The following is a 21,389-nucleotide window of genomic DNA, read 5'->3' as shown; positions in this document are numbered from 1 at the left end:
CACGGGTCACTTCTGCTTGACCGGCACCACGATCAGCCGGGCCACGCTGGCGTCGCCGTCCCTGGCCCCCGCCACGTTGACCTTCGTACCCACCTTGACGTCGTTGGCCTTGATGGTGGTGCGCCGCTCGACCACCCGGAGCTGCTCGCCCAGCTTCCAGGTGAGGGTGAAGCCGTCGGTGGACTTCACCGTCACCGAGTCGCCGTCGATCGCGGTGACCTCGCCGCGCTGCACGACGACGGTCTTCGTGCCGTCCTTGGTCTGCACCACCGCCTCACCGTGCAGGCCGTTGCGGCCCAGCTGCACCCGGGCCTGCCGGCGCTGCCGCAGCTCCTTCACCCGCTCGCTCCGCTTGCCCTTCGCCCCGGCCTGCGGGGACGGGGTGGTCGACGCGGCGGGCGCGGCGAGCAGGTCCAACTCGACCGGGTCGAGGCCCAGCGCGGCCAACGCCTGCCCCTCGACGCCCAGCGCGGCGGCCACCTCGACGACGGCGGCCTTCGTGCCGTCCTGCGCGACCTGGGCCGTACCGCAGCCGGCGACGCCGAGCGTGAGCGCCGCGAGCAGCGACGTGGCGGTGACGGCGATTCCCCGATGTGCCATGACTCTCCCTCTGGTCCGTGGTGCCACCAGCGTCGCGGAACCCGATGGGCGCGGGGTCAGACCGATGTTCGGGTCGGGTAAGGATGGGCGGGGAGCCGGACGGTGAACGCGGCACCGCCCTCGGTGGCGTGCCCGGCGACGATCTCCCCGCCGAGCCGGCGGACCAGCCCGGCGGCCAACGCCAGCCCCAACCCGCTGCCGACCTTGCGGACCCCCCGGTAGCGCTGGTGCAACGCCCCCCGCTCGAAGGCCACCGCCAGGTCGTCGTCGGTGAAGCCGGGCCCGCCGTCACGGACCTCGACCAGCCCACCGGCGGTCGGGCCGGCACCGGCCGCCCGGACCGCGAGCACCACCGGCGCCCCCGGCGGTACGACCCGCAGCGCGTTCTCCAACAACCCGTCCACCACCTGCCGGATCCGCCCCGGATCGGTGTACGCGGGCACCGCCGTGCCCGGCGTCTCCAGCCGGAACGGCACCCCGACGGCCGCGCACCGCTCCGACCAGGTGCGTTCGGCGTCGGCGGCCAGCCGGGTGAGGTCGACCGGCACCGGTTCCAACGGGAAGTCCACCGCCTCCAGCCGGGCCAGCGCCAACAGGTCGGCGACCAGCCGGTCCAGGTGCTGGGCCTCGGTGAGCATGGTCCGGCCGGTGGCGGCGGCCTCGTCCGCGCCGATCACCCCGTCGGCGAGCGCCTCCGCCCACCCCCGGATCGCGGTCAACGGGGTACGCAGCTCGTGCGAGACGGACAGCAGGAACTCCCGCTGCCGGCCCTCGCTGGTGGCCAGCGCGGCGGCCAGCCCGTTCAACGCGTACGCCAGGTCGGCGACCTCGTCGGGGGGTTCGACGGGCACCCGGACGGCCCGGTCACCGGCGCGCAACCGGGCGGCGGCGGTGGCGGCGTGCCGGATCGGGCGGGCCAGCCGGCGGGCGAGCAGCAGCCCGGCCGCCGCCCCGGCGGTGAGCCCGGCGAGCAGCGGCAGCCAGAGGGCGCGCAGCACCTGCCGCCACGGCCCCTGCGGGGTGGCCCGGGTCAGCACCACACCCTCACCGCCGGGCAGTGCCCGCCCCTCGACGAGGGTCCGTTGGCCGTTGACGAACCGTCGACCGGAGACGTCCCGACCGCCGGAGACCCGGTTCACCACCTGCCGGGGCAGGCCGGGGCGGTCGGCCAGCCCACCCTGGACGACGTACACCTCGATCTGTTGTTCCCGGAGTTGGCGGATCAGCCGGTCGCCGGCAGCGTCGCGCTGCCGGCTGGGGCGTACCCGCAGGACGTCGGCGGCGAGACGGGCCTGGGCGGCCAGCGCGGCCTGGTCGCGGCGTTCCACCCCGCGTACCGCCAGGGGGACCGCGACCAGCGCGGTGACCAGCACCGACACCAGCGACACCGCGCAGGTGACCAGGACCGCGCGGGCGGTCAGCGTGTGGGTGAACCGGCGGCGCGGCCGACGGCGACGCCGCCGAGCCCCGCCCGGCGGCGCGGCGGCCGACGGCGCGGCGGCCGACGGCGCGGCCGACGGCGGCGGGGTGGTCGGCGGCCGGGGGGCGGGCTCAGCCATTGGCGGCGTATCCGACGCCCCGGTGGGTGCGGATCACGCTGGCCGGGCCGAGCTTGGCCCGCACCTGGGCGACGTGCACGTCGACGGTGCGGGTGCCGGCGTGCGCCGCGTAACCCCAGACCCCGGCCAGCAGCTCCTCCCGGGTGAAGACCCGGCCGGGGCGGGCCATCAGGTGGGCGAGCAGGTCGAACTCGGTGGAGGTGAGCTGGACGGGGGAGCCGGCCGCGAGCACCGTGCGGCGGGCCGGGTCGAGGGTGACCGGGCCGACGGTGCGGGGCCGGTCCGGCCCGTCCGGGGCGCCGGCGGTGCGCCGCAGCACCGCCCGGACCCGGGCCACCAACTCCCGGGGGCTGAACGGTTTGGTGACGTAGTCGTCCGCGCCCAGCTCCAGGCCGACGATCCGGTCGACCTCGTCGTCGCGGGCGGTGAGGAAGAGGACCGGGGTCCAGTCGCCGGCCTCGCGCAGCCGCCGGCAGACCTCGGTGCCGGCCAGGCCCGGCAGGGTGATGTCGAGGACGCAGGCCACCGGGCGCAGCCGTCGGGCGGCGGCCAACCCGCCCGTGCCGTCCCGTTCCAGGTGTACGCCGAACCCGTCCCGGCTGAGATAGAGCCGGACCAGGTCGGCGATGGCCGGTTCGTCCTCCACCACGAGGACGAGCCCACGTTGGCCGGTGGCGTCAGCGGTCACCGGCCCATGATGACCGACCCGGGACCCACCGAAACGTAGGCCGGTGTTCGGGTCAGGTAAGGATGCGGTCAGCGGGTCGGCAGCGGGCGCAGCAGCGGGGCCGGTGCGACGGCCGGCGCGTCGCCGATGGTGGCGACGACCCGTTCCTCGGGCTTGCGCAGCCGGGTGCGGAACGCGTGGTGCAGCAGCGTGTCGAGCTGCCACACCTGCTTCGGGTGCTGGGTACGGATGACGAACCGCTCCCGCACCCCGTCGATCGCGGTGGCCGCCAACTCGACGGCCTGCGCCCGGGGATCGGGACTCCAGGTGACGTTGCTCAGCTCACGCAGCTCGGTGTTCAGGTGCAGGCGCAGCCGGTGCAGCACCCGGGTCTGCTGGGTGACCACCAGCCGGCGGTGGGTGAGCAGGAGGAGGTAGTCGCCGTCGACCGGCCGGTCGGGGCGGGCGCACCGGGCGACCAGGATGGTGGCGTCGCCGGAGCCGACGCACTGCCGGAAGACCGGCATGTGCCGACTCACCGTCTGGACCGCCAGCCCGGTCTCGGCGGCGGCCGGGAGGAAGGTGCGCGAAAAGACGTCCATACCTGGCCAACGAGCCGTGACCAGGGGTGATGTGGGTCACTGTCGACCTTTTGGAAGTTCCACTCCCCCGTGTCGCACCACCGGTGTGTCTTCCGGACCTCCCGCCCGCCCGACACCCGGTCAGACGGGCACCCGACACCCGGTCAGACGGGCATGCGACACCCGGTCAGACGGGCATCGGGGCGAAGAGCTCGCCGAGCCACCCGGGCACCGCGTCGGCGTACTCGGTGCGGCTCGGGTCGGTGGTGTCGAGGGCCCGCCGCCAGGACAACGCCCGACTCACCGTGGTCACCCGCATGGCCAGGCCGGCGACCTCCCGCAGGGTCGCCCGGTCGTGCCGGTCGGTCCACGGCTCCAGATAGGCGTCCCGCAGCCGGACCAGCACCGGGTCCCCCTCCGGCAGCGAGAACGTGTGTGCCGCCGAGCGCAACGTCACCAGCAGGGTGCCGAACGGGTGCGCGACGGAGGCGTCCCCCCAGTCGAAGAAGCGGTAGCCGTCGGCGGCGGCGAACACGTTCCCGTCGTGCAGGTCGTCGTGCTGGACACTGGCCGGGATGCCGCTGTCGGCGAGTCGCCGGCAGTCCTCGGCGAAGCGCGGCAGGTGCGCCCGCAACCGGTCGTGGGTTGCCGCGTCCAGGCCACCGCCCCCACCTTCGCCACCGGGGCCGAGGAGCAGGGCGGCCCGGTCGTCGAGGAGGTCGGCCAGGAGGCCCGGCATGGCCGCCGGACGCTGGTCGGGTACGCCGAGCGCGACGAGTTCGCCCGCCGCCGGGGCCAGCTCCCGCTGGAGTTCGGCGTAGGCCACCAACACGTCGACCCAGCGGGCGGGCCCGGGTTCGGCCAGTTCACGCAGGGTGGGGCCGCCGTCGGGTAGCAGGGACCAACCCCGGGACGGGTCCACCGCGACCGGGTCGAGCACCCGACCGGGGGTACGCCGGGCCAGCTCGGCCAGGAGCACCGCCTCGTACGCCGTGCCGGGATTGTTCGCCTTGAACCAGTACGACCCGGCGTCGGTGGGCACCTGCCAGACCGACGACCAGGGGCGCAGCCGGGCCTGCACCGGGCCGGTGACCCGGCGACCGTGCCGGTCCAGGTGCCCGGTGACCCAGTCGAGGGCGGCGGACCGCCACTGCGGATCGGCCCAACCGGCGGCTACGGGAATGGTCGTCACGCCGCGCAGAGTAGGCCACCACCCCACCCCGGCACCTGCCATTTTCCGCCGGGCTGGCCCGCTGGTCGGGCGGTGGCCGGAGCGACCCGGGATCGCGGGCGGGCGGTGTCAGAGCAGTTCGAGGATGGTGGCGTTGGCCATGCCGCCGCCCTCGCACATGGTCTGTAGGCCGTAGCGGATGTCGTTGTCCCGCATGTGCTGGAGCAACGTCGTCATGATCCGGGCGCCGGACGCCCCGAGCGGGTGACCCAGCGCGATCGCCCCGCCGCGCGGGTTGAGCCGTTCCGGGTCGGCCTCGGTCTCGGCCAGCCAGGCCAGCGGCACCGGGGCGAACGCCTCGTTCACCTCGTACACGCCGATCTCCTCGATGCCCAGGCCGGCGCGGCGCAGCGCCTTCGCGGTGGCCGGGATGGGGGCGGTGAGCATGGTGACCGGGTCGTCGGCGGCGACCACGGCGGTGTGTACCCGGGCCAGCGGACGCAGGCCGTGCCGGCTGGCCCAGTCGCTGGTGGTGACGGCGAGCGCCGCCGCGCCGTCGGAGATCTGCGACGCGGACCCGGCGGTCACCACGCCGTCGGCGCGGAACGGGGTCTTCAGCCCGCCGAGCACCGCGAGGGAGGTGTCCCGGCGGATGCCCTCGTCGGCGGTGAAGGTGCCGCCGTCGGCCAGCGGCACCGGGGCGAGCTCCGGGTCGAACACCCCGGCGTCCTGCGCGGCGGCGGCCTTCTCGTGGCTGGCCAGCGCGAACTCGTCGAGCTGGCTGCGGGAGAAGCGCCACCGGGCGGCGATCAGCTCGGCTCCGACCCCCTGGTTGAACGGGAGCGGCTGGTCGTCGGCGAAGCCCTCGACCCCCCGGTAGCGGGCCCGGAGCTGGTCGCTGAACGGCATGCCGTCGCCGACGCTGGACCCCATCGGCACCCGGGTCATCGACTCGACACCGCCGGCCACCACCAGGTCGGCCTGCCCGGAGAGCACCGTCGCGGCGGCGAAGTGCAGGGCCTGCTGGCTGGAGCCGCACTGCCGGTCGAGGGTGGTGCCGGGCACCGACTCGGGCCAGCCGGCGGCGAGCACGCCGTTGCGGGCGACGTTCCAGGACTGCTCGCCGACCTGGGACACGCAGCCCCAGATCACGTCGTCGACCTGGCCGGGATCGATGCCGGTGCGGTCGGCGAGGGCGCGCAGCACGTGCGCCGACAGGTCGACCGGGTGCACCTCGGCCAGGCCACCCTTGCGCCGCCCGACCGGGGTACGGACCGCACCGACGATGACTGCGTCGCTCATGACTACTCCCCGGTAACTTCGGCTGCCTCGATCCTACGTCCCCGACCGCCGGTCCGCCCTGCCCGGCGCACCCGACCCGACGCAGCGGGGCGGGCGGCGCGGGGCGAGCGGGCGACGCAGGGCGAGCGGGCGACGCAGGGGGGGCGGGTGGGGCTGGCATGCTGGGACGGTGCATCCACCATCGTCTCCGGCCCGCCAGTGGCGGGTCCCCCCGGCGCTCCCGGCGGTGAAGCTGGTCGGTGCGGTCGGGCTGGTCGCCCTCGGGCTGTTGCTCGCCGCCGGGGACCCGGTCCCGCTGGCACTGGCCGTCGCCGCCGCCGTGGGCCTGGCCGCCTGGGCGGTACGCGACCTGCTCGCCCCGGTCCGCCTCGCGGTCGACGCCGAGGGGATCACCGTCGTGCGGGGGTACGCCGGGCGGCGGCACCTGCCGTGGGGCGTGGTGGAGGCGGTCACCGTGGACCGGCGGACCCGGTTCGGGTTGACCGGGGAGACGCTGGAGATCGACGCGGGCGAGACCCTGCACCTGCTCGGCCGGGCCGACCTGGGTGCGTGGCCGACCGAGGTGGCGGAGGCGGTCCGGGCCGCCCGCCCCTGACCGGCGCGCGGCGGCACCGGCACCGGCACCGCTCAGCCGAGCAGCAGCACGGTGCGGACGATCACCAGGCCGAGCAGCGCCACCAGGATCACCGCCGTACCGGCCGCCTGGAAGACCGAGCGCCGCATCCGGGGGGCGTACGCCAGCACGAGCGCCATCAGTGCCCCGACGATCAGCCCGCCGACGTGGCCCGGGATGGAGATGCCCGGCACGGTGAACGTGAAGATCAGGTTGATCACCAGGATCGGCAGGATCGCCGAGGTGTCCCGACCCAGCCGGCGCATCAGCACGAAGATCGCCGCGAACAGCCCGAAGATCGCCGTCGAGGCACCGGCCGACGCGGTGTTGGGGCTGCTGAACAGGTAGGCCGCGACGTTGCCGCCGAGCCCGGCGACCAGATAGAGGGTGAGGAAGCGCAGTGGCCCGAGCAGCGCCTCCAACTCCCGCCCCAGCACCCAGAGCGCCCACATGTTGAGCAGCAGGTGCACCACGCCGTAGTGCAGGAACATCGCGGTGACGAGGCGGTACCACTCACCGGAGGCGACGCCGTGCGCTTCCCCGAACGGCACGTACGAGGCGTAGCTGAGCACCGAGCCCCACTGGGTCAGCGGGGTGCCGCCGCCGAGCAGGCCGCCGAAGCCGGACCCGCCGATCATCGAGTCACCGCCCCGGTCGCTGAGCACCGAGACGATCATCACCAGCACGTTCAGGGCGATCAGGACGCGGGTGACCACGCCGCGACGGCCGGCGGCACCGCCACCGAAGGCGGTACGCGCCGGCCGTACGCTGCGGCGTCCCTCGTTCACGCACTCCGGGCACTGGTGGCCGACCGGGGCGTCCCGCATGCAGTCCGGACAGATCGGCCGGTCACAGCGGGAGCACCTGAGGTACGTCTCCCGGTCGGCGTGGCGGTAGCAGACCGGGGTGGTCGGCACCGGCCCACCGGTGGCGTCGCCGGCCGGCCCGGAGCGTTCAGTCATGCGTGCAAAGGTACCTCGCGGTGCGGTCAGGCCTCGGTGCGCTCGATCTCGACCCGCTCGATCACCACGTCCTGCAACGGCCGGTCGCTCGGACCGGTCGGGGTGTTCGCGATCGAGTCGACCACCTTCGCCGACTGCTCGTCGGCCACCTGGCCGAAGATGGTGTGCCGGTTGTTCAGGTGCGGGGTCGCCCCGACGGTGATGAAGAACTGCGACCCGTTGGTGCCCGGCCCGGCGTTCGCCATCGCCAGCAGGTAGGGCCGGTCGAAGCGCAGCTCCGGGTGGAACTCGTCGGCGAACGTGTAGCCCGGGCCGCCCCGGCCGGTGCCGGTCGGGTCGCCCATCTGGACCATGAAACCGCTGATCACCCGGTGCGAGATGGTGCCGTCGTAGTACGGCCCGTTGCCCGGCTGACCGGTGCGGGGATCGGTGTATTCCTTTTTGCCCTCGGCCAGTTCCACGAAGTTACGAACCGTCTTCGGAGCGTGATTACCGAAGAGCTCCAGCCGGATCGGGCCAGCGTTGGTGTGCAAGGTGGCGTAGACAGCCTCGGCCACGGGTACTCCTCACTCGTTGGTCAGTTCCATGCGGATCCTCCCATGTGCCCCATCTGGCAGTGCGGAGGCATCCGTTGGTGGAGGATGACGAAGGAACAACTCCCAGGAGGTGGGACCGTGTTGGGAATCGGGCGACGCAAGACCCAGGGGCAGCTGGCAAAGGTGGAGCTGCACCAGGGCATCGGTCACCTGAGGCAGGCTGCCACGCACGCGGCGAAGGGTGCCGGCGCCACGGTCGGCCCGCGGGTCCAGGCGGCCCGGGGGGCGGTCGCGCCGACCGCTGTCGTGGTGCGGGACCGGGCTTCCAGTGGCCTCGCCACGACGGTCGCGGCCCTCGCCCCGGTGGCCCTGGCCGTGCGCAACGCCCAGGCCGAGGCCGCCGGTAAAGCGGTGGCCGGCAGGAAGGCCGCCGCCGCGAAGCAGGCCGCGGTGAGCAAGAAGATCAAGGCGAAGAGCCCGAAGGCCCGCAAGAGGAAGCGCACGTCGCGCGGCATGCTCGCCGGCCTGCTGGTCGCCGGGACGGTGGCCGGGGTGGCCGGCGCGATGGCCGTGCGTCGCCGTCGCGAGCAGCAGGAGTGGGCCGAGTACGACCCGACCCGCAGCATCGGCACCGCCCCCGTCACGCCGCCCGCCGCCGGTGTCTCCGCCGGCTCGGTCACCGCCGGCATCGACGCCCCCCGCGACGAGGTCGACATCCTGGTCGTGGAGACCCCGTCGGCTGACGACCCCGCCACCACCGGTCCGGTGCCCCCGTCCACCGGTGTCGGCAGCTCCACGGTGGCCGGCGCCCCGGCCGGCAAGCCGGTGATCCACCCGAACGACAAGGTCCCCTCGGTCGCCGAGGGTGCCACCGACGTCTCCGGCCGGCCGGCCGACGACCTCGGCAAGGCGCTCGACGCCGGTCGGAACGCAGCGCAGTCCAGTACCCGGCGCTGATCCCCCGCAGCACGTCGGCGGCGCGGCGACGACCTGACCGGTCGTCCCGCGCCGCAGCCGACTTCCGGGCCCCGTCGGGTCCCGGGTCGCCCGACACGGGACGCGCCGCTGGCACCCGGAGCCCTCGGCACGGTACGGCCCGGCATCGTCATCCGGCCTGCCCAGGGCGGCGGCCCCCACGAGAACGTAAGGATTTTTCAGGGTTCTCCCCGACCGTTACGGGCCCACCCGGCGGGCTTGCGGCTCCTACAGTGCTCGTATGTCGTCGACCACCGACCCGGAGCGCCCGGCTCCGGAGCCGAACGGCGCCCCCTCGACGGGGCCCTGGGACCAGTCCGCCGAGCGTCCGGAGGAGTCCCCGGCCGGGCGTGACCGGGCGCTGTCCCGGCGGCGGGTGCTCTCCGGCACCGCCGCCGCGCTGGCCGGTGCGGGTGTGGCGCTGACCGGTGAGTTCGGCTACGCCGAGGCCACCGCCGACAGCAAGCTGCCCGTCTACGGCGGGTACGCGGCCAGCGTGCACGCCGACCGGCGTACCCCGCCCCGGTCGTCCCGGGTCGACGTGGTGTGGAGCGTGGACACCACCAGGCGGTTGATCGCGCTCACCTTCGACGACGGTCCGGCCCCGAACTGGACCCCCCGGGTGCTGTCGATCCTCGCCCAGACCGACACCCCGGCCACGTTCTTCATGGTCGGCCGCCGCGTCCGTGAGTACGGTCGGCTGGTGGCGCACCGGCTGGACGGCCACGAGATCGGCAACCACACCTGGGCCCACCAGGACCTGGCGAAAATGACCTACGAGCAGGCGTGCACCGCGATCGGTCGGGCGCACAACGAGCTGACCCGGCTCTGGGGGCGGGAGCCCACCCTGCTCCGCCCGCCCTACGGGCACCTGGCCGGCAGCACCCTGCTGGCCGCCAACGACCTCGGCTACCAGGTGGTCCTGTGGAACCGGCAGATGCTCGAATCCCGGTTCACCCAGAATCCGGACGGCCTGGTCGACTACATCGTCGAGTCCTGTGACCCGGGCACGATCCTGCTCGCCCATGACACCGGGCCGGCGGACCGGCTGGTGGCGATCCGGGGGCTGGCCGCGATGATCACCGGGTTGCGGCGGCGGGGCTTCGAGTTCGTCACCGTCTCCGAGCTGATGGCGGCGGCGACCCCGGCGGCCACCCCGGCGCACTGACCCACCGCCGCCCCGGCCCACCGGGCGGGCGGCACACCGGGCGGGCGGCACACCGGGCGGGCGGCACACCGGCCCACCGACCGGGCGGCACACCGGCCACTGACCGGCCGCCACCGCGGCCCACGACCGGGCGGCGGTCAGAGCCAGCCGTTGCGGCGGAACCACCGGTAGAGCGCCAGCGAGATGGCGAGCATCAGCGCGAGCACACCCGGGTAGCCGTACGTCCATTTCAGCTCGGGCATGTTCTCGAAGTTCATGCCGTAGACGCCGGCGAACGCGGTCCAGACCGCCGCGATGGCGGCCCAGGCGGCGATCTTGCGCATGTCGTTGTTCTGGTCGACGGTGACCTGCGCCAGCCGGGCCTGGAGGATCGAGTTGAGCAGGTCGTCGTAGGAGTTGACCTGTTCGACGGTGCGGCTGAGGTGGTCCTGCACGTCGCGGAAGTAGCGGCGCACCTCCTGCGGCACCTCGCGGTTGACCTGGGCGGTCAGCGTCAGCAGCGGCCGTTGCAGCGGGATCACCGCCCGCTTGAACTCGACCAGTTCCCGCTTCATCTGGTAGATCCGCTGGATCCGCCCGCTGCTCTGCCGGTCGAAGACGTCGGCCTCCAGCACGTCGAGGTCGTCTTCCAGCTGGTCGGCCACCTCCAGGTAGAGGTCCACCACCCGGTCGGTGATCGCGTACGCCACCGCCCACGGGCCGTGCCGCAGCAGGTCCCGCTTGGCCTCCAGGTCGGCCCGGACGGGCGACAGCCGGCAGGCGTCCCCGTGCCGGACGCTGATCAGGAAGTTGGGGCCGATGAAGAGCATCACCTGGCCGGTCTCGACCACCTCGGAGGTCTCGGTCAGCTCGGTGTGCTCGCAGTAGCGGGCGGTCCGCAGCACCAGGAAGCTGACGTCGCCGAAGCGCTCCAGCTTGGGCCGCTGCTGGGCCTTCACGGCGTCCTCGACGGCCAGCTCGTGCAGCCCGTACGTCTCGGCGATGGCGGTCATCTCGGCCAGTTCCGGTTCGTGCAGGCCGAGCCAGACGAACCCGCCGCGCTCGTCGCGGGCGGCGGCCAGCGCTTCGGCGTACCGCCACTGGCCGGGGCGGCGTTCGCCGTCGACGTAGAGGCCGCAGTCGACCACGCCGCTGCGGCCGGGGCCGGTGGGCGCGGGGGTGCGGGGGGAGCCGTCGGCGTTGAGGATGCGCGACATCGCCCGGACCGGGGACACCCAGGCGCGGGGGTTCAGCACCCGACCGCCGTGCAGTGTCGTCGACCGCTCCCGTTCCGCCCGGTCCGTCATGGCGTACCCCCTCCCGGTGTGCGTGCTGCGGCTTGCAGGCTACGCCGCCGCCGGGCCGGCGGCCCTCGGACGATCGGCGGCCCCTGCGGCGGGACGGACGGCGGCAGGTGGGTGGCCGTGATCCTGGTCACCCAGGCCGGGCCGGGAGCGGGGCGGATGCCGGGGAGCAGGTGGGGGGTGGTGCCGGGCGGGTCGGGCCGCGTCCAGGGGGGTGAGGGGCGACCCGACCCACCCGGCACCGTTGGGGGCGGGGGCAAAGCTGCGGCGTCACCCGGCCGGCCGGTGGCAGGGGCCCTGAGCGGGTCACCAGCCAAACGTGAGTGACGCTCGCAGCATTGTGGGGCGTCGGGCCGGCCGAGGGGAGCCCTCGACCGGCCCAGGTCGCGCTTCTGTCAGAAACCCGACAGATTTTCAGCCGCGTACGGCAGCCACCGCGTCCGCCAGCCGACGCACACCCTCGTCGATCCGGTCCGCGGTCACCGCGGAGAACGCCAACCGCAACGCGTGCCGCCCACCGTCGACCATGAAGTCGCTGCCCTTGACCACGGCGACGCCCCGCTCGGCGGCGGCCGGCGCCAACCGGTCCACGTCCACGTCGTCGGGGAACTCCACCCAGAGGAAGTAGCCGCCGTCCGGCTCGACGAAGGTCACCTCGGGCAGGTGCCGGCGCAGCGACTCGGCCAGCACCCCGGCCCGCTCACCCAGCGCCGACGACACCGTGGCGATGGACCGCTGGATGTCACCCGAGACGCAGAACTGGTGCACGATCGACTGCGCCACCATGCCCGGCGAGATATAGAGGCTGGTCGCCGACTTGGCGATGTCGGCGATCAGGCTCGCCGGCCCGACCAGGTAACCGACCCGCACCCCGGGGCAGACGGTCTTGGTGAAGCTCGACGCGTGCACCACCACACCCCGGGTGTCCATCGACAGCATCGACGGCAGCGGCTCGCCCCGGAACCGGATGTCGGCGTACGGGTCGTCCTCGAAGATCGTGAAGCCGTACTCGGCGGCCAGGTCGAGCAGCTCCCGGCGCTTGTCCAGCGACAGCGTCACGCCGGCCGGGTTCTGGTAGTTCGGGATCACGTGGGCCAGCCGGGGGCGTACCCCGGACTCCAGCAGCTTGCGCAGCTCGGCGGTGTCCAGGCCGTCCGGCTCGATGCCCACGCCGTGGATCTCGCCGCCCATCCGCTGGAGGTTGAGCAGCGTCCGGTCGTACGTCGGCCGCTCCACCACCACGGCGTCCCCGCGCCGGACCAGGTGGTCGAAGAGGAACGCGTCGGCCTGCAGCGAGCCGTTGGTGACCAGCACCTGATCCGCCTCGACGCCGTGCTTCTCGGCGATCCACTTCCGCAAGGGTGGGTAACCCACGGAGGTGCCGTAGGCGGTGACCCCGGCGGGGTCGGCGTCGAAGGCACGGACGGCGGCGGCCTTGAGCCCCTCGACATCCACGATGTCCAGCGAGGGCGCGCCACGGGCAAACGAGATCAGCTGCTCGGCGGTCATGCGCACGAGCCTAGGGCCTGCCCGGCCCGCTCCGGCCGGCATACACGCCAAGTTCAACATGCGGGCAGTCCCGCCCGCCCCGGCGGTGGCGGCGGTCCAGCCCGGCGGCCTCCCGACGGTGGCCGGCGCACCGGGAGTCCGGAGCGGGATGCACCGGGAGTCCGGGCCGGGGCCGGGCCGAACCGGTCGACTCCGGTGCAGGTCGGGACGGGACCGGACATCGGCGCGGTCGGCCGGCGCTCGCTACTGTCGAAGTGTGCCCACCGAGCCCTCCCGCTGCGCCGGCGCGTTGACCGTGGACGATGGCGTCGAGCTGGCACCGCACCGGTTCACCGGGCTGGTCGCCCCGGCGGTCGAGCGGGCGTTCGTGGCCGGGATGCTCGCCGGCCGCGACGGTGGTGGCGCCGAACTGAGCCAGCGGTACGGCGGCCCGGCCGCCACCGGCTTCCTGGTGGAGTTCCGCACCCGGCTCGCCGCACCCGGGGGTGCCGTCGACCGGGCCGGCTTCGCGGCGGTCAACCGCTACCGGGACCCGGCCACCTGCCAGCGGGCGCTGGACAAGCAGGTCGCGCACGGCATGATCGCCCGCCGGCCGGACGGCGGTTTCACCGCCACCGAGCGGGGCGTCGACTTCCTCACCGAGCTGTACCAGGTGCACGCCGAGGTGACCGAGGAGCTGTGGGCCGGGCACGACGACCGGGTGCACCGGCTCGTCGAGGCGTGCGGTCGGGTGCTGGCGTACGCGGTGCTGCTCGCCGGGGAGCCGGATGCCGAACCCGGGCCGGCGTTCGCCGCGATGGCCCCGCCGTACGAGCCGGACGGCATCCCGTCGGGGGTGTTGCTGCTCAACCGCCTCGGCACGCTGCGGTACCACCGGGCGGACGCGCACGCCGCCGCGTGGACCGCCGCCGGGCACACCGCCGCCAGCGTCGGGGAGCTGCCCGACGGGCCGGAGCGGCGGGCCATCGAGCTGGAGACGGACCGTCGGGCGGCCGGCCCGTACGCGACGCTGACCGCCGACGAGCGGCTGGGTGTGCTCGCCGACCTGGCCGCCCTGCCCGGCTGAAACCCCCACCCGGCCAGCCCTGGAACCCCTGCCCGGCCCGGCTGAACTCACGGTTGGCGGCGGCTGCCCGGTCACCCGGGGCTATCCTCCACGGTGACCTGGAGTCGTACGAGGGAGGCCCGCATGATCGGGATGGTGCTCGCGGCCGGTGCTGGACGCCGACTGCGCCCGTACACCGACACCCTGCCCAAGGCGTTGGTGCCGGTGGACGGTGAGACCACCATCCTGGACATCGCGCTGCGCAACCTGGCCGAGGTGGGGCTCACCGAGATCGTGATCGTGGTCGGCTACGCCGCCGACGCGGTCGTGCAGCGGCAGTCGGCGCTGGAGGAGAAGTACGGCGTCACCCTCGACCTGGTGCACAACGACAAGGCCGAGGAGTGGAACAACGCCTACTCGCTGTGGCTGGCCCGGGAGCACTTCGCCCGGGGTGTGCTGCTGGTCAACGGGGACACCGTGCACCCGGTGAGCGTGGAGAAGACCCTGCTCGCCGAGCGCGGGCCGGGCATCCTGCTCGCCGTCGACACCCTGAAGGCGCTGGCCGAGGAGGAGATGAAGACCACCTTCGACGCCGCCGGCCAGCTCACCCGGATCACCAAGCTGATGGACCCGGGCGAGGCGTACGGGGAGTACATCGGCGCGACGCTGATCGAGCCGCAGGTGGCCGGGGCGCTCTCCGACGCGCTGGAGGCGACCTGGCGGCGGGACCCGAACCTCTACTACGAGGACGGCTACCAGGAGTTCGCCGACCGGGGTGGTGAGGTGCGGGCCGCGCCGATCGGGGACGTCTCCTGGGTCGAGGTCGACAACCACGACGACCTGACCCGGGCGCGGGAGATCGCGTGCCGCTACTAGCCCGTACCATCCTGACCCCGCTGCACATCGACGTGCGGCGCGGCGCGGTCGCCGACCTGGCCACGATCCTCGCCGACGGGCGGATCTCCGCCGGGGGCGACGTGGCGGTGGTGGTCGGCCCCGGTCAGGGCGGGCAGATCGCCGACCTGCTGCGGCCGTCGCTGCGTTCGGCGGACGTGTTCACGGTGGCCGGCGGCACCCTCGACGCCGCCGACGAGCTGGGCGGCAAGCTCCGCGAGCGCTCGTACGACGCGGTGGTCGGCATCGGCGGCGGTAAGACCATCGACGTGGCGAAGTACGCGGCCACCCGGCGCGGCCTGCCGATGGTGACCATGGCGACGAGCCTCGCCAACGACGGCATCGCTTCCCCGGTGGCCAGCCTGATCACCGGCGGCATCAAGGGCTCCTACGGGGTGCACATCCCGATCGCGGTGATCGTCGACCTGGACTTCGTGGCCGCCGGCCCCGACCGGCACAACCGGGCCGGCATCGGCGACGTGATCAGCAACATCAGCGCCCTGGCCGACTGGGAACTGGCCCGCCAGGTACGCGGCGAACCCGTCGACGGGCTGGCCGCGTCGCTGGCCCGGATGGGCGCGGAGGCGGTGCTCGCGCACACCGGCGACATGACCGACGACGCGTTCGTCACGGTGCTGGCCGAGGCGCTGATCTCCAGCGGCCTGGCGATGGCGGTCTGCGGCAGCAGCCGACCGGCCAGCGGCGGCTGCCACGAGATCATGCACGCCGTCGACGCCCTCTTCCCCGGCACCTCGTCGCACGGCGAACTGGCCGGCCTCGGCGCGCTGTTCTGCACGTTCCTGCGTGGTGACGAGCGGCGTTTCGCCGAGATGGCGGCCTGCCTGGGCCGGCACCGGCTGCCCCGGCTCCCCGCCGACGTGGGGCTGAGCGACGACCAGTTCGTCGAGGCGGTGCAGTTCGCCCCGGCCACCCGCCCCGACCGGTACACCATCCTGGAGCACCTGGCCATGTCGGTTACCGAGACGCGGGAGCGGCTGGCAGACTACGCCGGTGCACTCCGCGACCACAGTGGCTGAACCCCGCCCCACCGTTGCCGACTTCCACCGGGTCAACCGGGGCGGCGGCCTGTTCAGCGAGTCGGTCAGCCAGTGGCTGGGTGCCGTCTTCGCCCTGGTCGCCCAGCGCCTCGGGCTGCGCCCGACCGCGCTGACCATCACCAACCTGGTGCTCGGCCTGGCCGCCTCGGTGACCGTGGTGGCGCTCGCCGACCGGGTCGCCGCCGGTGACGTCCCGGCCTGGCTGGCCGGGCTGGTCGCGCTGGTCGGCTGGCAGGTGGCGTACGCCCTGGACTGCGCCGACGGGCAGCTCGCCCGGGTGACCGGTCAGGGCAGTGCGGCGGGTGCCCGGGTCGACGTGCTCTGCGACGTGGCCGCCCAGATCGCCCTGGTCGCCGCGTTGTCGGCCACCGCCGTGGCGCAGCGCCCATCCACGCCGACCTGGCTGGTCGCCACCTTCGCCGGCACCTGGATGGTCAACCTGGTGACCTCGGTGATGCAGGCCGGCCCCAACGCCGCCAGCATGGTCACCTCCACCTCCCTGCCGGTACGCCTGGTCAAGCTGGTCCGCGACTACGGCGCGGTGATCTTCGTGGCGGGGCTGGTGCTGATGCTCGTGCCGGCACTGGTGTTCTGGGTGATCGTGGCGTTCACGGTGGTCAACGGCGGGTTCCTGCTGGCCAGCATCGCCTTCTCCGCCCGCGCCTCGCTGTAGCGGCCGGCGGCGCCGCCGTCACGGTCCCGCAGGGGGTTCGGCACCGCGCTCCTGCGCGCGTTCTCGGCGGAGTTGTTGGAGGAAGGCGGTGTCGTCTTCGAGGTCGGGGTGGTCGACCTGCCGGTCGAGGTCGACGACCTGTTCGAGTTCCCGGATCGCCTGGTCGAGGTCACCGTTCACCTGGTGGATCCTGGCGATGTTGAACCGGGTGACGGCTTCGCCGGCCCGGTCGCCGATCTCCCGCCGGATGGGCAGGGCGTGGTGGAAGTGGTCGAGGGCCCGCTGCCGGTCCCCCAGGTTGTCGTACACCCGGCCGATGTTGTTGAGGGCGGCTGCTTCGCCGAACCGGTCACCGACCTCCCGCATGATGGAGAGGGCCTGGTGTAGGTGATCGAGGGCCCGCTGCCGATCCCCCAACCGGTTGTGCACACTGCCCATGTTGGTGAGGGTGGCGGCTTCGCCGGCCCGCTGACCAACCTCCCGCGCGATGAGGAGGGTCTGGCGGTAGAAGTCGAGGGCCCGCGGCCAGTCCCCCAGGCTGTCGTACACGCCGCCGATGTTGTTGAGGGTGGTGGCTTCGCCGGCCCGGTCACCGATCTCCCGCCGGATGGGCAGGGCCTGGTGTAGGTGATCGAGGGCCCGCTGCCGATCCCCCAGGCTGTCGTACACCCGGCCGATGTTGTTGAGGGTGGTGGCTTCGAGGGCCCGGTCACCGACCTCCCGCGTGATGAGGAGGGTCTGGCGGAAGTAGCCGAGGGCCTGCTGCTGATCCCCCAACCGGTTGTGCAGGCTACCGATGTTGTTGAGGATGGCGGCTTCGCCGCCCCGGTCACCGACCTCCCGCGTGATGGGCAGGGCCTCGTGGAAGTAGCCGAGGGCCCGCTGCCAATCCCCCAGGCTGCCGTACACGTTGCCGATGTTGTTGAGGATGGTGGCTTCGCCGCCCCGGTCACCGACTTCCCGCAGGATGGGCAGAGCCTGGTGTAGGTAATCGAGGGCCCGCTGCCGATCCCCCAGGCTGTCGTACACGCCACCGATGTTGGTGAGGGTGACGGCTCCGCCGGCCCGGTCACCGGCCTGCTGGTACGTGCTCAGGGCCTGCTGGTAGTCCTCCAACGCCAGGTGGGGCCGACCGGTCGACGACCGCGCCCAGCCACGCTGGTAGAAGGAACCAGCGTGCGGGCCGAGGGTCAGGGTCGCGGTGGCCATCGCCTCGACGGCGGCGAACCGCGAGGTACTCAACCACACCCGACCCACCCGGTCACCGACATCCCGCGCGATCTCCGGCTGTCGGCCGGCGACCGCGAGCCGGTGCACCTCGACCCAGCGGGCGAGGATTCGCGGGTCAGTGGCCATCGGCGGCGGTGGAGTCGGGGACCCAGAGTTGGTAGAGGGAGCGGGCGGCGGCGGCGCACGCCTCGGTGTAGTCGTCGTCGGTGAGTAGAGGGCGGACGAGGGGGTGCAGGACGTTGGAGACGAAGTAGCGGGGCTCGTGCTTCTCCGGGTCGATGCCTTCTTCGAGTAGGCCGAGTTCGACAGCCCGCTGGAGGTGCCGGGCGGCGTCGGGGTGCTGGTGCAGGGCGTGGACGGTGGCGGCGGGGATCGGTAGTTCGACGACGTTGATCCTCGCGAGCATCCGGCGCAGTTCGAGGGGTTGGGAGTCGAGCAGGTTGTCGGCGAGGACCGTCTCCCGGCGGAACCGGTCGGCTTCGCCCTCGATGGCGGCGAGCAGGCCGTCGACGTCGAGCGTGGCGTCGCCGACGATCCGGTTGAGCCAGTCGAGCAGGCGGGGGTTGCCGGCGGCGGCCTCGATCGCCCGGGTGCGGATGGTGGGGTTGATGGTGGATTCGGGGCGCAGGTTGGTCAGGTTGGCGATCTTCTTGGTCTGCTCGACGGAGGTCAGGGTCTCTAGGGCCTCGACGGTGAGGGTGGTGCCGGCCGGGGTGGGAAAGCGGTAGCGGCTGGTGATGACGACGCGGCTCTGGCTGCCGGTGTCGCGGATGGCGGCCAGCAGGGCGGGCAGGATCTCGGCCATCGCCGGGGCGAGCACCCGGCTGCCGTCGTCGCGGGTGTCGAGGTTGCCGGTCTCGAAGTCGTCGAACACGAACAGGCAGGGTGTGTCGCCGAGCGGCCCGTCGACGTCGAGCAGGTACCGCAGCCGAACCGGAAGCGGGAGCTGCTCGTTGTCGAGGAGTTTGGCGGCCTCGGTCCTATGGTCGACATCGTCGAAGCGGATCTTGTCGATCAGCTCGCGGAACTTGATGGCGTCGACCCGGCCGTACCAGACGGCGCGCTGGTGGGTGGGCATGCGTTCCAGGAGCCGGGAGGCGAGGCTGCTCTTGCCGAGCCCGCCCATGCCGGCCAGCAGCAGGCCCTGCGCCGCGCCGGGGGTGTCGGCGGGTTGCCGCAGGACGCGTAGGCAGCGCTGGATGACCCGCCGTCGGCCGACGAACTCGGCGCGGGACGCGACCCGGGACAGTTGGGTCTGCGGGTCCAGGAACTGCTGGTCGGCGGCGCGCACCTGCAACCGCTTGCGGCCCTTGGTGTGCAGCGGGGTAACCATGGGTGCCAGCGGGGACCGGTCGGCGTAGACCCGTAGCAAATGCCAGTAGCTGCTCTTCTTGTCGTGGAACAGGTGACGGCGTGCCTCGACGATGGCCCGGTCCAACGACCCGCCGTCGGCCAGGGCCTGGTAGAGCGCGGCGGCGAAGTCGGTGGCGGAGACGTCCCCGACCGGCAGCGCCCAGCCCAGTACCGCAGGGGCACCGGCGGCGACCAGGCTCTCGCTCATCGACGGGAACACCCCGCCTTCCGGGGCGTCAGCGGTCAGGCAACCGGAGACGAACACCAGCCTCGGCCAGTGGCCCTGCATCGCCTCGGCGAGTTGGTCGGCCGTCGCCCTGGTGGACGCGCCGAACTCGTCCTCCAGGAGGAAGACCGGCTGCCCGCCGGCGGTGGTGGCGTGCCCACTCAGGTGCAGCACGTCAAAGTGACCGGGCCCGTAGTCACGGCTGAGGAACCGCAACCCCTCCAGGGTGCCGCTCTCCTCCACCACCAGGTCGGTGCCGGTGCGTCGGGTCGCGGCCAGGATCGCGGCCTCCTCGGCCTCGAAGTTGAGCACCGGCTCGACACCCTCGGGTGAGGCCGCCATGAACAGCACCCGCAACGGCCGGTTACCCGGCACGACCGGGCCCGTCAACGCCACGTGGGTGCCGACCGCCCGGACCGGCAACAGCGGTGCCCGCCCGGCCACCGTCAGGAACGCCCCCTCCCGGGCCAGCAACTCCCATGGCAGGTGCCGCAGCCGCTGTTCGGCGGTGATCCGCAGCACCGCCCCGGCGGGATGGGCCAGCATCGGGGTCAGCCACCGCTCGTCGCCGTCCAGGAAGTCCGCCAACCGGGTCCCCAGCTCGGCCAGCCGGGTCGCGCCGTACACCTTGTGGGCGGTGGCGTCGGTGCTGTAGTCGCGGCGGACCAGGGTGATCAGCTCGTCGACCGCAGCCCGGTCCAGGCTGCGGACCCGGGGTGGCTGGCCGTCGGCGGACAGCCGGAGTTCGTAGTGGTTCGAGGTCTGCGCGAAGACCTCCAGGTCGAAGGTGCTCATCTGCCCGTCCCCGTCGTGGTGGTGGCCAGGTCAGCGCGGCCCGGTGCCGTCCTGCCGCATGGCGATCTCCAGCCGGGCCTGGCTGCCCTCGGCCAGCTCGATCCGGGTGCCGTCGGGCAGCAGCACGGTGACCGCAGCGCCGTCCCGGCGGCGGGCACCCCACCACTCGGTGATCGTTTTGGCCGCACCGACCCCGGAGAACACCAGCCCGATCACCGCGATCACCATCTCGGCCGAACGCTGCACCTGCACCGACGACACGCTGCCGTCGGGGCCCACGGCACCGACCAGCGCAGCCCGCAGCTCTGCCGCCCAGCTCGCGGCCTGCGCCCCGGAAACCTCCACTGTGGCGTTCGCCATCGCCCGCACCCTCCCCGACACGCCTGGTCACACCGGCCCAGGACCGCCCCGCCCGCCCAGCCGGACGATCAACGGTACGGACCTTGGCGGCTACTGTACGTTTCGTTCGCGTCCCGGGGCCGCTCGGAGAACCCGGCTCAGGTGACAGCTTCCCGACTCACCGACCGCGTCCCCGGTCATCGGGGAAAGAACAACGGCGACCGACGCCACTGCCCTCATGCCGGTGGTGTCACCGTCCTACCCTCGGCAACGGGAGTAGCAGGAAGAGCGAGGTGGACCGGCGATGGAGGATCGAGAACGCCCTGTCGACCCTGCTGCGGCGACCACCACCGCCCGACGCGTGGAGGTGCATCGGCTCGCGGTCGCCGGCCGACAGCCGGAGATCGCCCGGGACGTCGGCAACCGGGTGTGCCGGACGTGGCTGAGCACCTCGCGGTTCGCCGCCGTCGAGGCCATGGCCACCGCGACCCTGACCCTGGGCCCGGACGCTGGCTCCTTCTACGACCGTGGTTGGGCGCGGTCGTCGACCGGTCGGCCCCGGCCAGCGCTGGAGGACTACCAGCAGGCCCTGACCATGTACCGGCAGGCTGGCCACCGGGGCAACGAAGCCGCCGCCCTCAACAACATCGGCCTCGTGTACGCCAGCCTGGGGGATCGGCAGCGGGCCCTGGACCACTACCACCAAGCCCTCCCCATCCGGCGGGAAGTCGGCGACCGGGCCGGCGAAGCCGTCACCCTCAACAACATCGGCCTCGTGTACGCCAGCCTGGGGGATCGGCAGCGGGCCCTGGACCACTACCACCAAGCCCTCCCCATCCGGCGGGAAGTC

At 73.2% G+C, this 21,389-nt stretch carries 21 protein-coding genes; 8 read left to right on the top strand and 13 right to left on the bottom strand.

Going from position 1 to position 21,389, the window contains the following annotated elements:
- Positions 1-6: 6 nt before the first annotated feature.
- From AB0B63_RS16185 to AB0B63_RS16160, 6 genes are all read right to left on the bottom strand, one after another.
- Positions 7-600: a hypothetical protein gene (locus AB0B63_RS16185; RefSeq protein ID WP_208565050.1), complete on the bottom strand. Its 594-nt coding sequence runs from the start codon at positions 598-600 to the stop codon at positions 7-9.
- 56 nt (positions 601-656) lie between these two features.
- Entirely contained in the window at positions 657-2,159 is a 1,503-nt protein-coding gene (locus AB0B63_RS16180; protein WP_357019046.1) for a HAMP domain-containing sensor histidine kinase, read from the bottom strand.
- A complete protein-coding gene (locus AB0B63_RS16175) occupies positions 2,152-2,847 on the bottom strand; it encodes a response regulator transcription factor (RefSeq protein ID WP_208565052.1) in 696 nt (231 codons plus the stop codon). The genes AB0B63_RS16180 and AB0B63_RS16175 overlap by 8 nt, the downstream gene beginning before the upstream one ends.
- A gap of 68 nt (positions 2,848-2,915) precedes the next feature.
- Complete coding sequence (locus AB0B63_RS16170) at positions 2,916-3,428, bottom strand: hypothetical protein (protein ID WP_208565053.1); 513 nt, start codon at positions 3,426-3,428, stop codon at positions 2,916-2,918.
- A gap of 166 nt (positions 3,429-3,594) precedes the next feature.
- Positions 3,595-4,599, bottom strand: coding sequence for a phosphotransferase (locus AB0B63_RS16165; RefSeq protein WP_357019041.1), 1,005 nt, complete (start codon positions 4,597-4,599; stop codon positions 3,595-3,597).
- A 108-nt stretch (positions 4,600-4,707) separates the two neighbouring features.
- The gene (locus tag AB0B63_RS16160) at positions 4,708-5,880 is read right to left on the bottom strand and encodes an acetyl-CoA C-acyltransferase (RefSeq protein ID WP_208565055.1); all 1,173 of its coding nucleotides are present in this window, start codon (positions 5,878-5,880) and stop codon (positions 4,708-4,710) included.
- 169 nt (positions 5,881-6,049) lie between these two features.
- On the opposite strand from AB0B63_RS16160, the gene AB0B63_RS16155 reads away from it, so the two are divergent.
- The gene (locus AB0B63_RS16155) at positions 6,050-6,475 is read left to right on the top strand and encodes a PH domain-containing protein (protein WP_357019037.1); all 426 of its coding nucleotides are present in this window, start codon (positions 6,050-6,052) and stop codon (positions 6,473-6,475) included.
- Between the two features lie 32 nt (positions 6,476-6,507).
- On the opposite strand, the gene AB0B63_RS16150 is transcribed toward AB0B63_RS16155, so the two are convergent.
- Positions 6,508-7,455 (bottom strand): rhomboid family intramembrane serine protease, encoded by a 948-nt coding sequence (locus AB0B63_RS16150; RefSeq protein WP_208565058.1) that lies wholly within the window; start codon positions 7,453-7,455, stop codon positions 6,508-6,510.
- Positions 7,456-7,481: 26 nt separating this feature from the next.
- The gene (locus tag AB0B63_RS16145) at positions 7,482-8,012 is read right to left on the bottom strand and encodes a peptidylprolyl isomerase (protein ID WP_208565059.1); all 531 of its coding nucleotides are present in this window, start codon (positions 8,010-8,012) and stop codon (positions 7,482-7,484) included.
- 84 nt (positions 8,013-8,096) lie between these two features.
- Here AB0B63_RS16145 and AB0B63_RS16140 point away from each other — a divergent pair, with 84 nt between their 5' ends.
- Together AB0B63_RS16140 and AB0B63_RS16135 are read left to right on the top strand one after the other, a co-directional pair.
- A complete protein-coding gene (locus AB0B63_RS16140) occupies positions 8,097-8,948 on the top strand; it encodes a hypothetical protein (protein ID WP_357019033.1) in 852 nt (283 codons plus the stop codon).
- 259 nt (positions 8,949-9,207) lie between these two features.
- Positions 9,208-10,134 (top strand): polysaccharide deacetylase family protein, encoded by a 927-nt coding sequence (locus tag AB0B63_RS16135; protein WP_357019030.1) that lies wholly within the window; start codon positions 9,208-9,210, stop codon positions 10,132-10,134.
- 137 nt (positions 10,135-10,271) lie between these two features.
- On the opposite strand, the gene corA is transcribed toward AB0B63_RS16135, so the two are convergent.
- Together corA and AB0B63_RS16125 are read right to left on the bottom strand one after the other, a co-directional pair.
- Positions 10,272-11,420: a magnesium/cobalt transporter CorA gene (gene corA, locus AB0B63_RS16130; protein ID WP_357019027.1), complete on the bottom strand. Its 1,149-nt coding sequence runs from the start codon at positions 11,418-11,420 to the stop codon at positions 10,272-10,274.
- Positions 11,421-11,831: 411 nt separating this feature from the next.
- Positions 11,832-12,926: a PLP-dependent aminotransferase family protein gene (locus AB0B63_RS16125; RefSeq protein WP_208565063.1), complete on the bottom strand. Its 1,095-nt coding sequence runs from the start codon at positions 12,924-12,926 to the stop codon at positions 11,832-11,834.
- Between the two features lie 256 nt (positions 12,927-13,182).
- On the opposite strand from AB0B63_RS16125, the gene AB0B63_RS16120 reads away from it, so the two are divergent.
- From AB0B63_RS16120 to AB0B63_RS16105, 4 genes are all read left to right on the top strand, one after another.
- Positions 13,183-13,992 (top strand): hypothetical protein, encoded by an 810-nt coding sequence (locus AB0B63_RS16120; protein WP_357019024.1) that lies wholly within the window; start codon positions 13,183-13,185, stop codon positions 13,990-13,992.
- Between the two features lie 123 nt (positions 13,993-14,115).
- A complete protein-coding gene (locus tag AB0B63_RS16115) occupies positions 14,116-14,847 on the top strand; it encodes a phosphocholine cytidylyltransferase family protein (RefSeq protein WP_357019021.1) in 732 nt (243 codons plus the stop codon).
- Positions 14,835-15,902, top strand: coding sequence for an iron-containing alcohol dehydrogenase family protein (locus tag AB0B63_RS16110; protein ID WP_357019018.1), 1,068 nt, complete (start codon positions 14,835-14,837; stop codon positions 15,900-15,902). Before AB0B63_RS16115 ends, AB0B63_RS16110 begins: the two co-directional genes overlap by 13 nt.
- On the top strand, positions 15,877-16,596 hold the full coding sequence (locus AB0B63_RS16105; RefSeq protein ID WP_357019015.1) for a CDP-alcohol phosphatidyltransferase family protein: 720 nt from the start codon (positions 15,877-15,879) through the stop codon (positions 16,594-16,596). Before AB0B63_RS16110 ends, AB0B63_RS16105 begins: the two co-directional genes overlap by 26 nt.
- Positions 16,597-16,614: 18 nt before the next feature.
- Here AB0B63_RS16105 and AB0B63_RS16100 read toward each other — a convergent pair whose 3' ends face one another.
- From AB0B63_RS16100 to AB0B63_RS16090, 3 genes are read right to left on the bottom strand one after another with little or no spacing between them, the layout of a single operon-like run.
- On the bottom strand, positions 16,615-17,952 hold the full coding sequence (locus AB0B63_RS16100; protein ID WP_357019012.1) for a tetratricopeptide repeat protein: 1,338 nt from the start codon (positions 17,950-17,952) through the stop codon (positions 16,615-16,617).
- A complete protein-coding gene (locus AB0B63_RS16095; protein ID WP_357019009.1) occupies positions 17,942-20,200 on the bottom strand; it encodes a CHAT domain-containing protein in 2,259 nt (752 codons plus the stop codon). The genes AB0B63_RS16100 and AB0B63_RS16095 overlap by 11 nt, the downstream gene beginning before the upstream one ends.
- Positions 20,201-20,230: 30 nt before the next feature.
- The gene (locus AB0B63_RS16090) at positions 20,231-20,560 is read right to left on the bottom strand and encodes a hypothetical protein (protein WP_357019006.1); all 330 of its coding nucleotides are present in this window, start codon (positions 20,558-20,560) and stop codon (positions 20,231-20,233) included.
- A 283-nt stretch (positions 20,561-20,843) separates the two neighbouring features.
- On the opposite strand from AB0B63_RS16090, the gene AB0B63_RS16085 reads away from it, so the two are divergent.
- The coding region (locus AB0B63_RS16085) for a tetratricopeptide repeat protein (protein ID WP_357019003.1) at positions 20,844-21,389 on the top strand (546 nt) is incomplete at its 3' end.

It is taken from the genome of Micromonospora sp. NPDC049081 (assembly GCF_040648835.1).
Taxonomy (GTDB): Bacteria; Actinomycetota; Actinomycetes; order Mycobacteriales; family Micromonosporaceae; genus Micromonospora; species Micromonospora antibiotica.
This window is presented reverse-complemented; position numbering and strand designations above follow the sequence as displayed.

Bases quoted from the DNA above. Each gene is read 5' to 3' on its own strand.
- AB0B63_RS16185 (WP_208565050.1), bottom strand. From the start codon at position 600: ATGGCACATCGGGGAATCGCCGTCACCGCCACGTCGCTGCTCGCGGCG.
- AB0B63_RS16180 (WP_357019046.1), bottom strand. From the start codon at position 2,159: ATGGCTGAGCCCGCCCCCCGGCCGCCGACCACCCCGCCGCCGTCGGCC.
- AB0B63_RS16170 (WP_208565053.1), bottom strand. From the start codon at position 3,428: ATGGACGTCTTTTCGCGCACCTTCCTCCCGGCCGCCGCCGAGACCGGG.
- AB0B63_RS16160 (WP_208565055.1), bottom strand. From the start codon at position 5,880: ATGAGCGACGCAGTCATCGTCGGTGCGGTCCGTACCCCGGTCGGGCGG.
- AB0B63_RS16150 (WP_208565058.1), bottom strand. From the start codon at position 7,455: ATGACTGAACGCTCCGGGCCGGCCGGCGACGCCACCGGTGGGCCGGTG.
- AB0B63_RS16140 (WP_357019033.1), top strand. From the start codon at position 8,097: ATGACGAAGGAACAACTCCCAGGAGGTGGGACCGTGTTGGGAATCGGG.
- AB0B63_RS16135 (WP_357019030.1), top strand. From the start codon at position 9,208: ATGTCGTCGACCACCGACCCGGAGCGCCCGGCTCCGGAGCCGAACGGC.
- corA (WP_357019027.1), bottom strand. From the start codon at position 11,420: ATGACGGACCGGGCGGAACGGGAGCGGTCGACGACACTGCACGGCGGT.
- AB0B63_RS16125 (WP_208565063.1), bottom strand. From the start codon at position 12,926: ATGACCGCCGAGCAGCTGATCTCGTTTGCCCGTGGCGCGCCCTCGCTG.
- AB0B63_RS16115 (WP_357019021.1), top strand. From the start codon at position 14,116: ATGATCGGGATGGTGCTCGCGGCCGGTGCTGGACGCCGACTGCGCCCG.
- AB0B63_RS16100 (WP_357019012.1), bottom strand. From the start codon at position 17,952: ATGGCCACTGACCCGCGAATCCTCGCCCGCTGGGTCGAGGTGCACCGG.
- AB0B63_RS16095 (WP_357019009.1), bottom strand. From the start codon at position 20,200: ATGAGCACCTTCGACCTGGAGGTCTTCGCGCAGACCTCGAACCACTAC.
- AB0B63_RS16090 (WP_357019006.1), bottom strand. From the start codon at position 20,560: ATGGCGAACGCCACAGTGGAGGTTTCCGGGGCGCAGGCCGCGAGCTGG.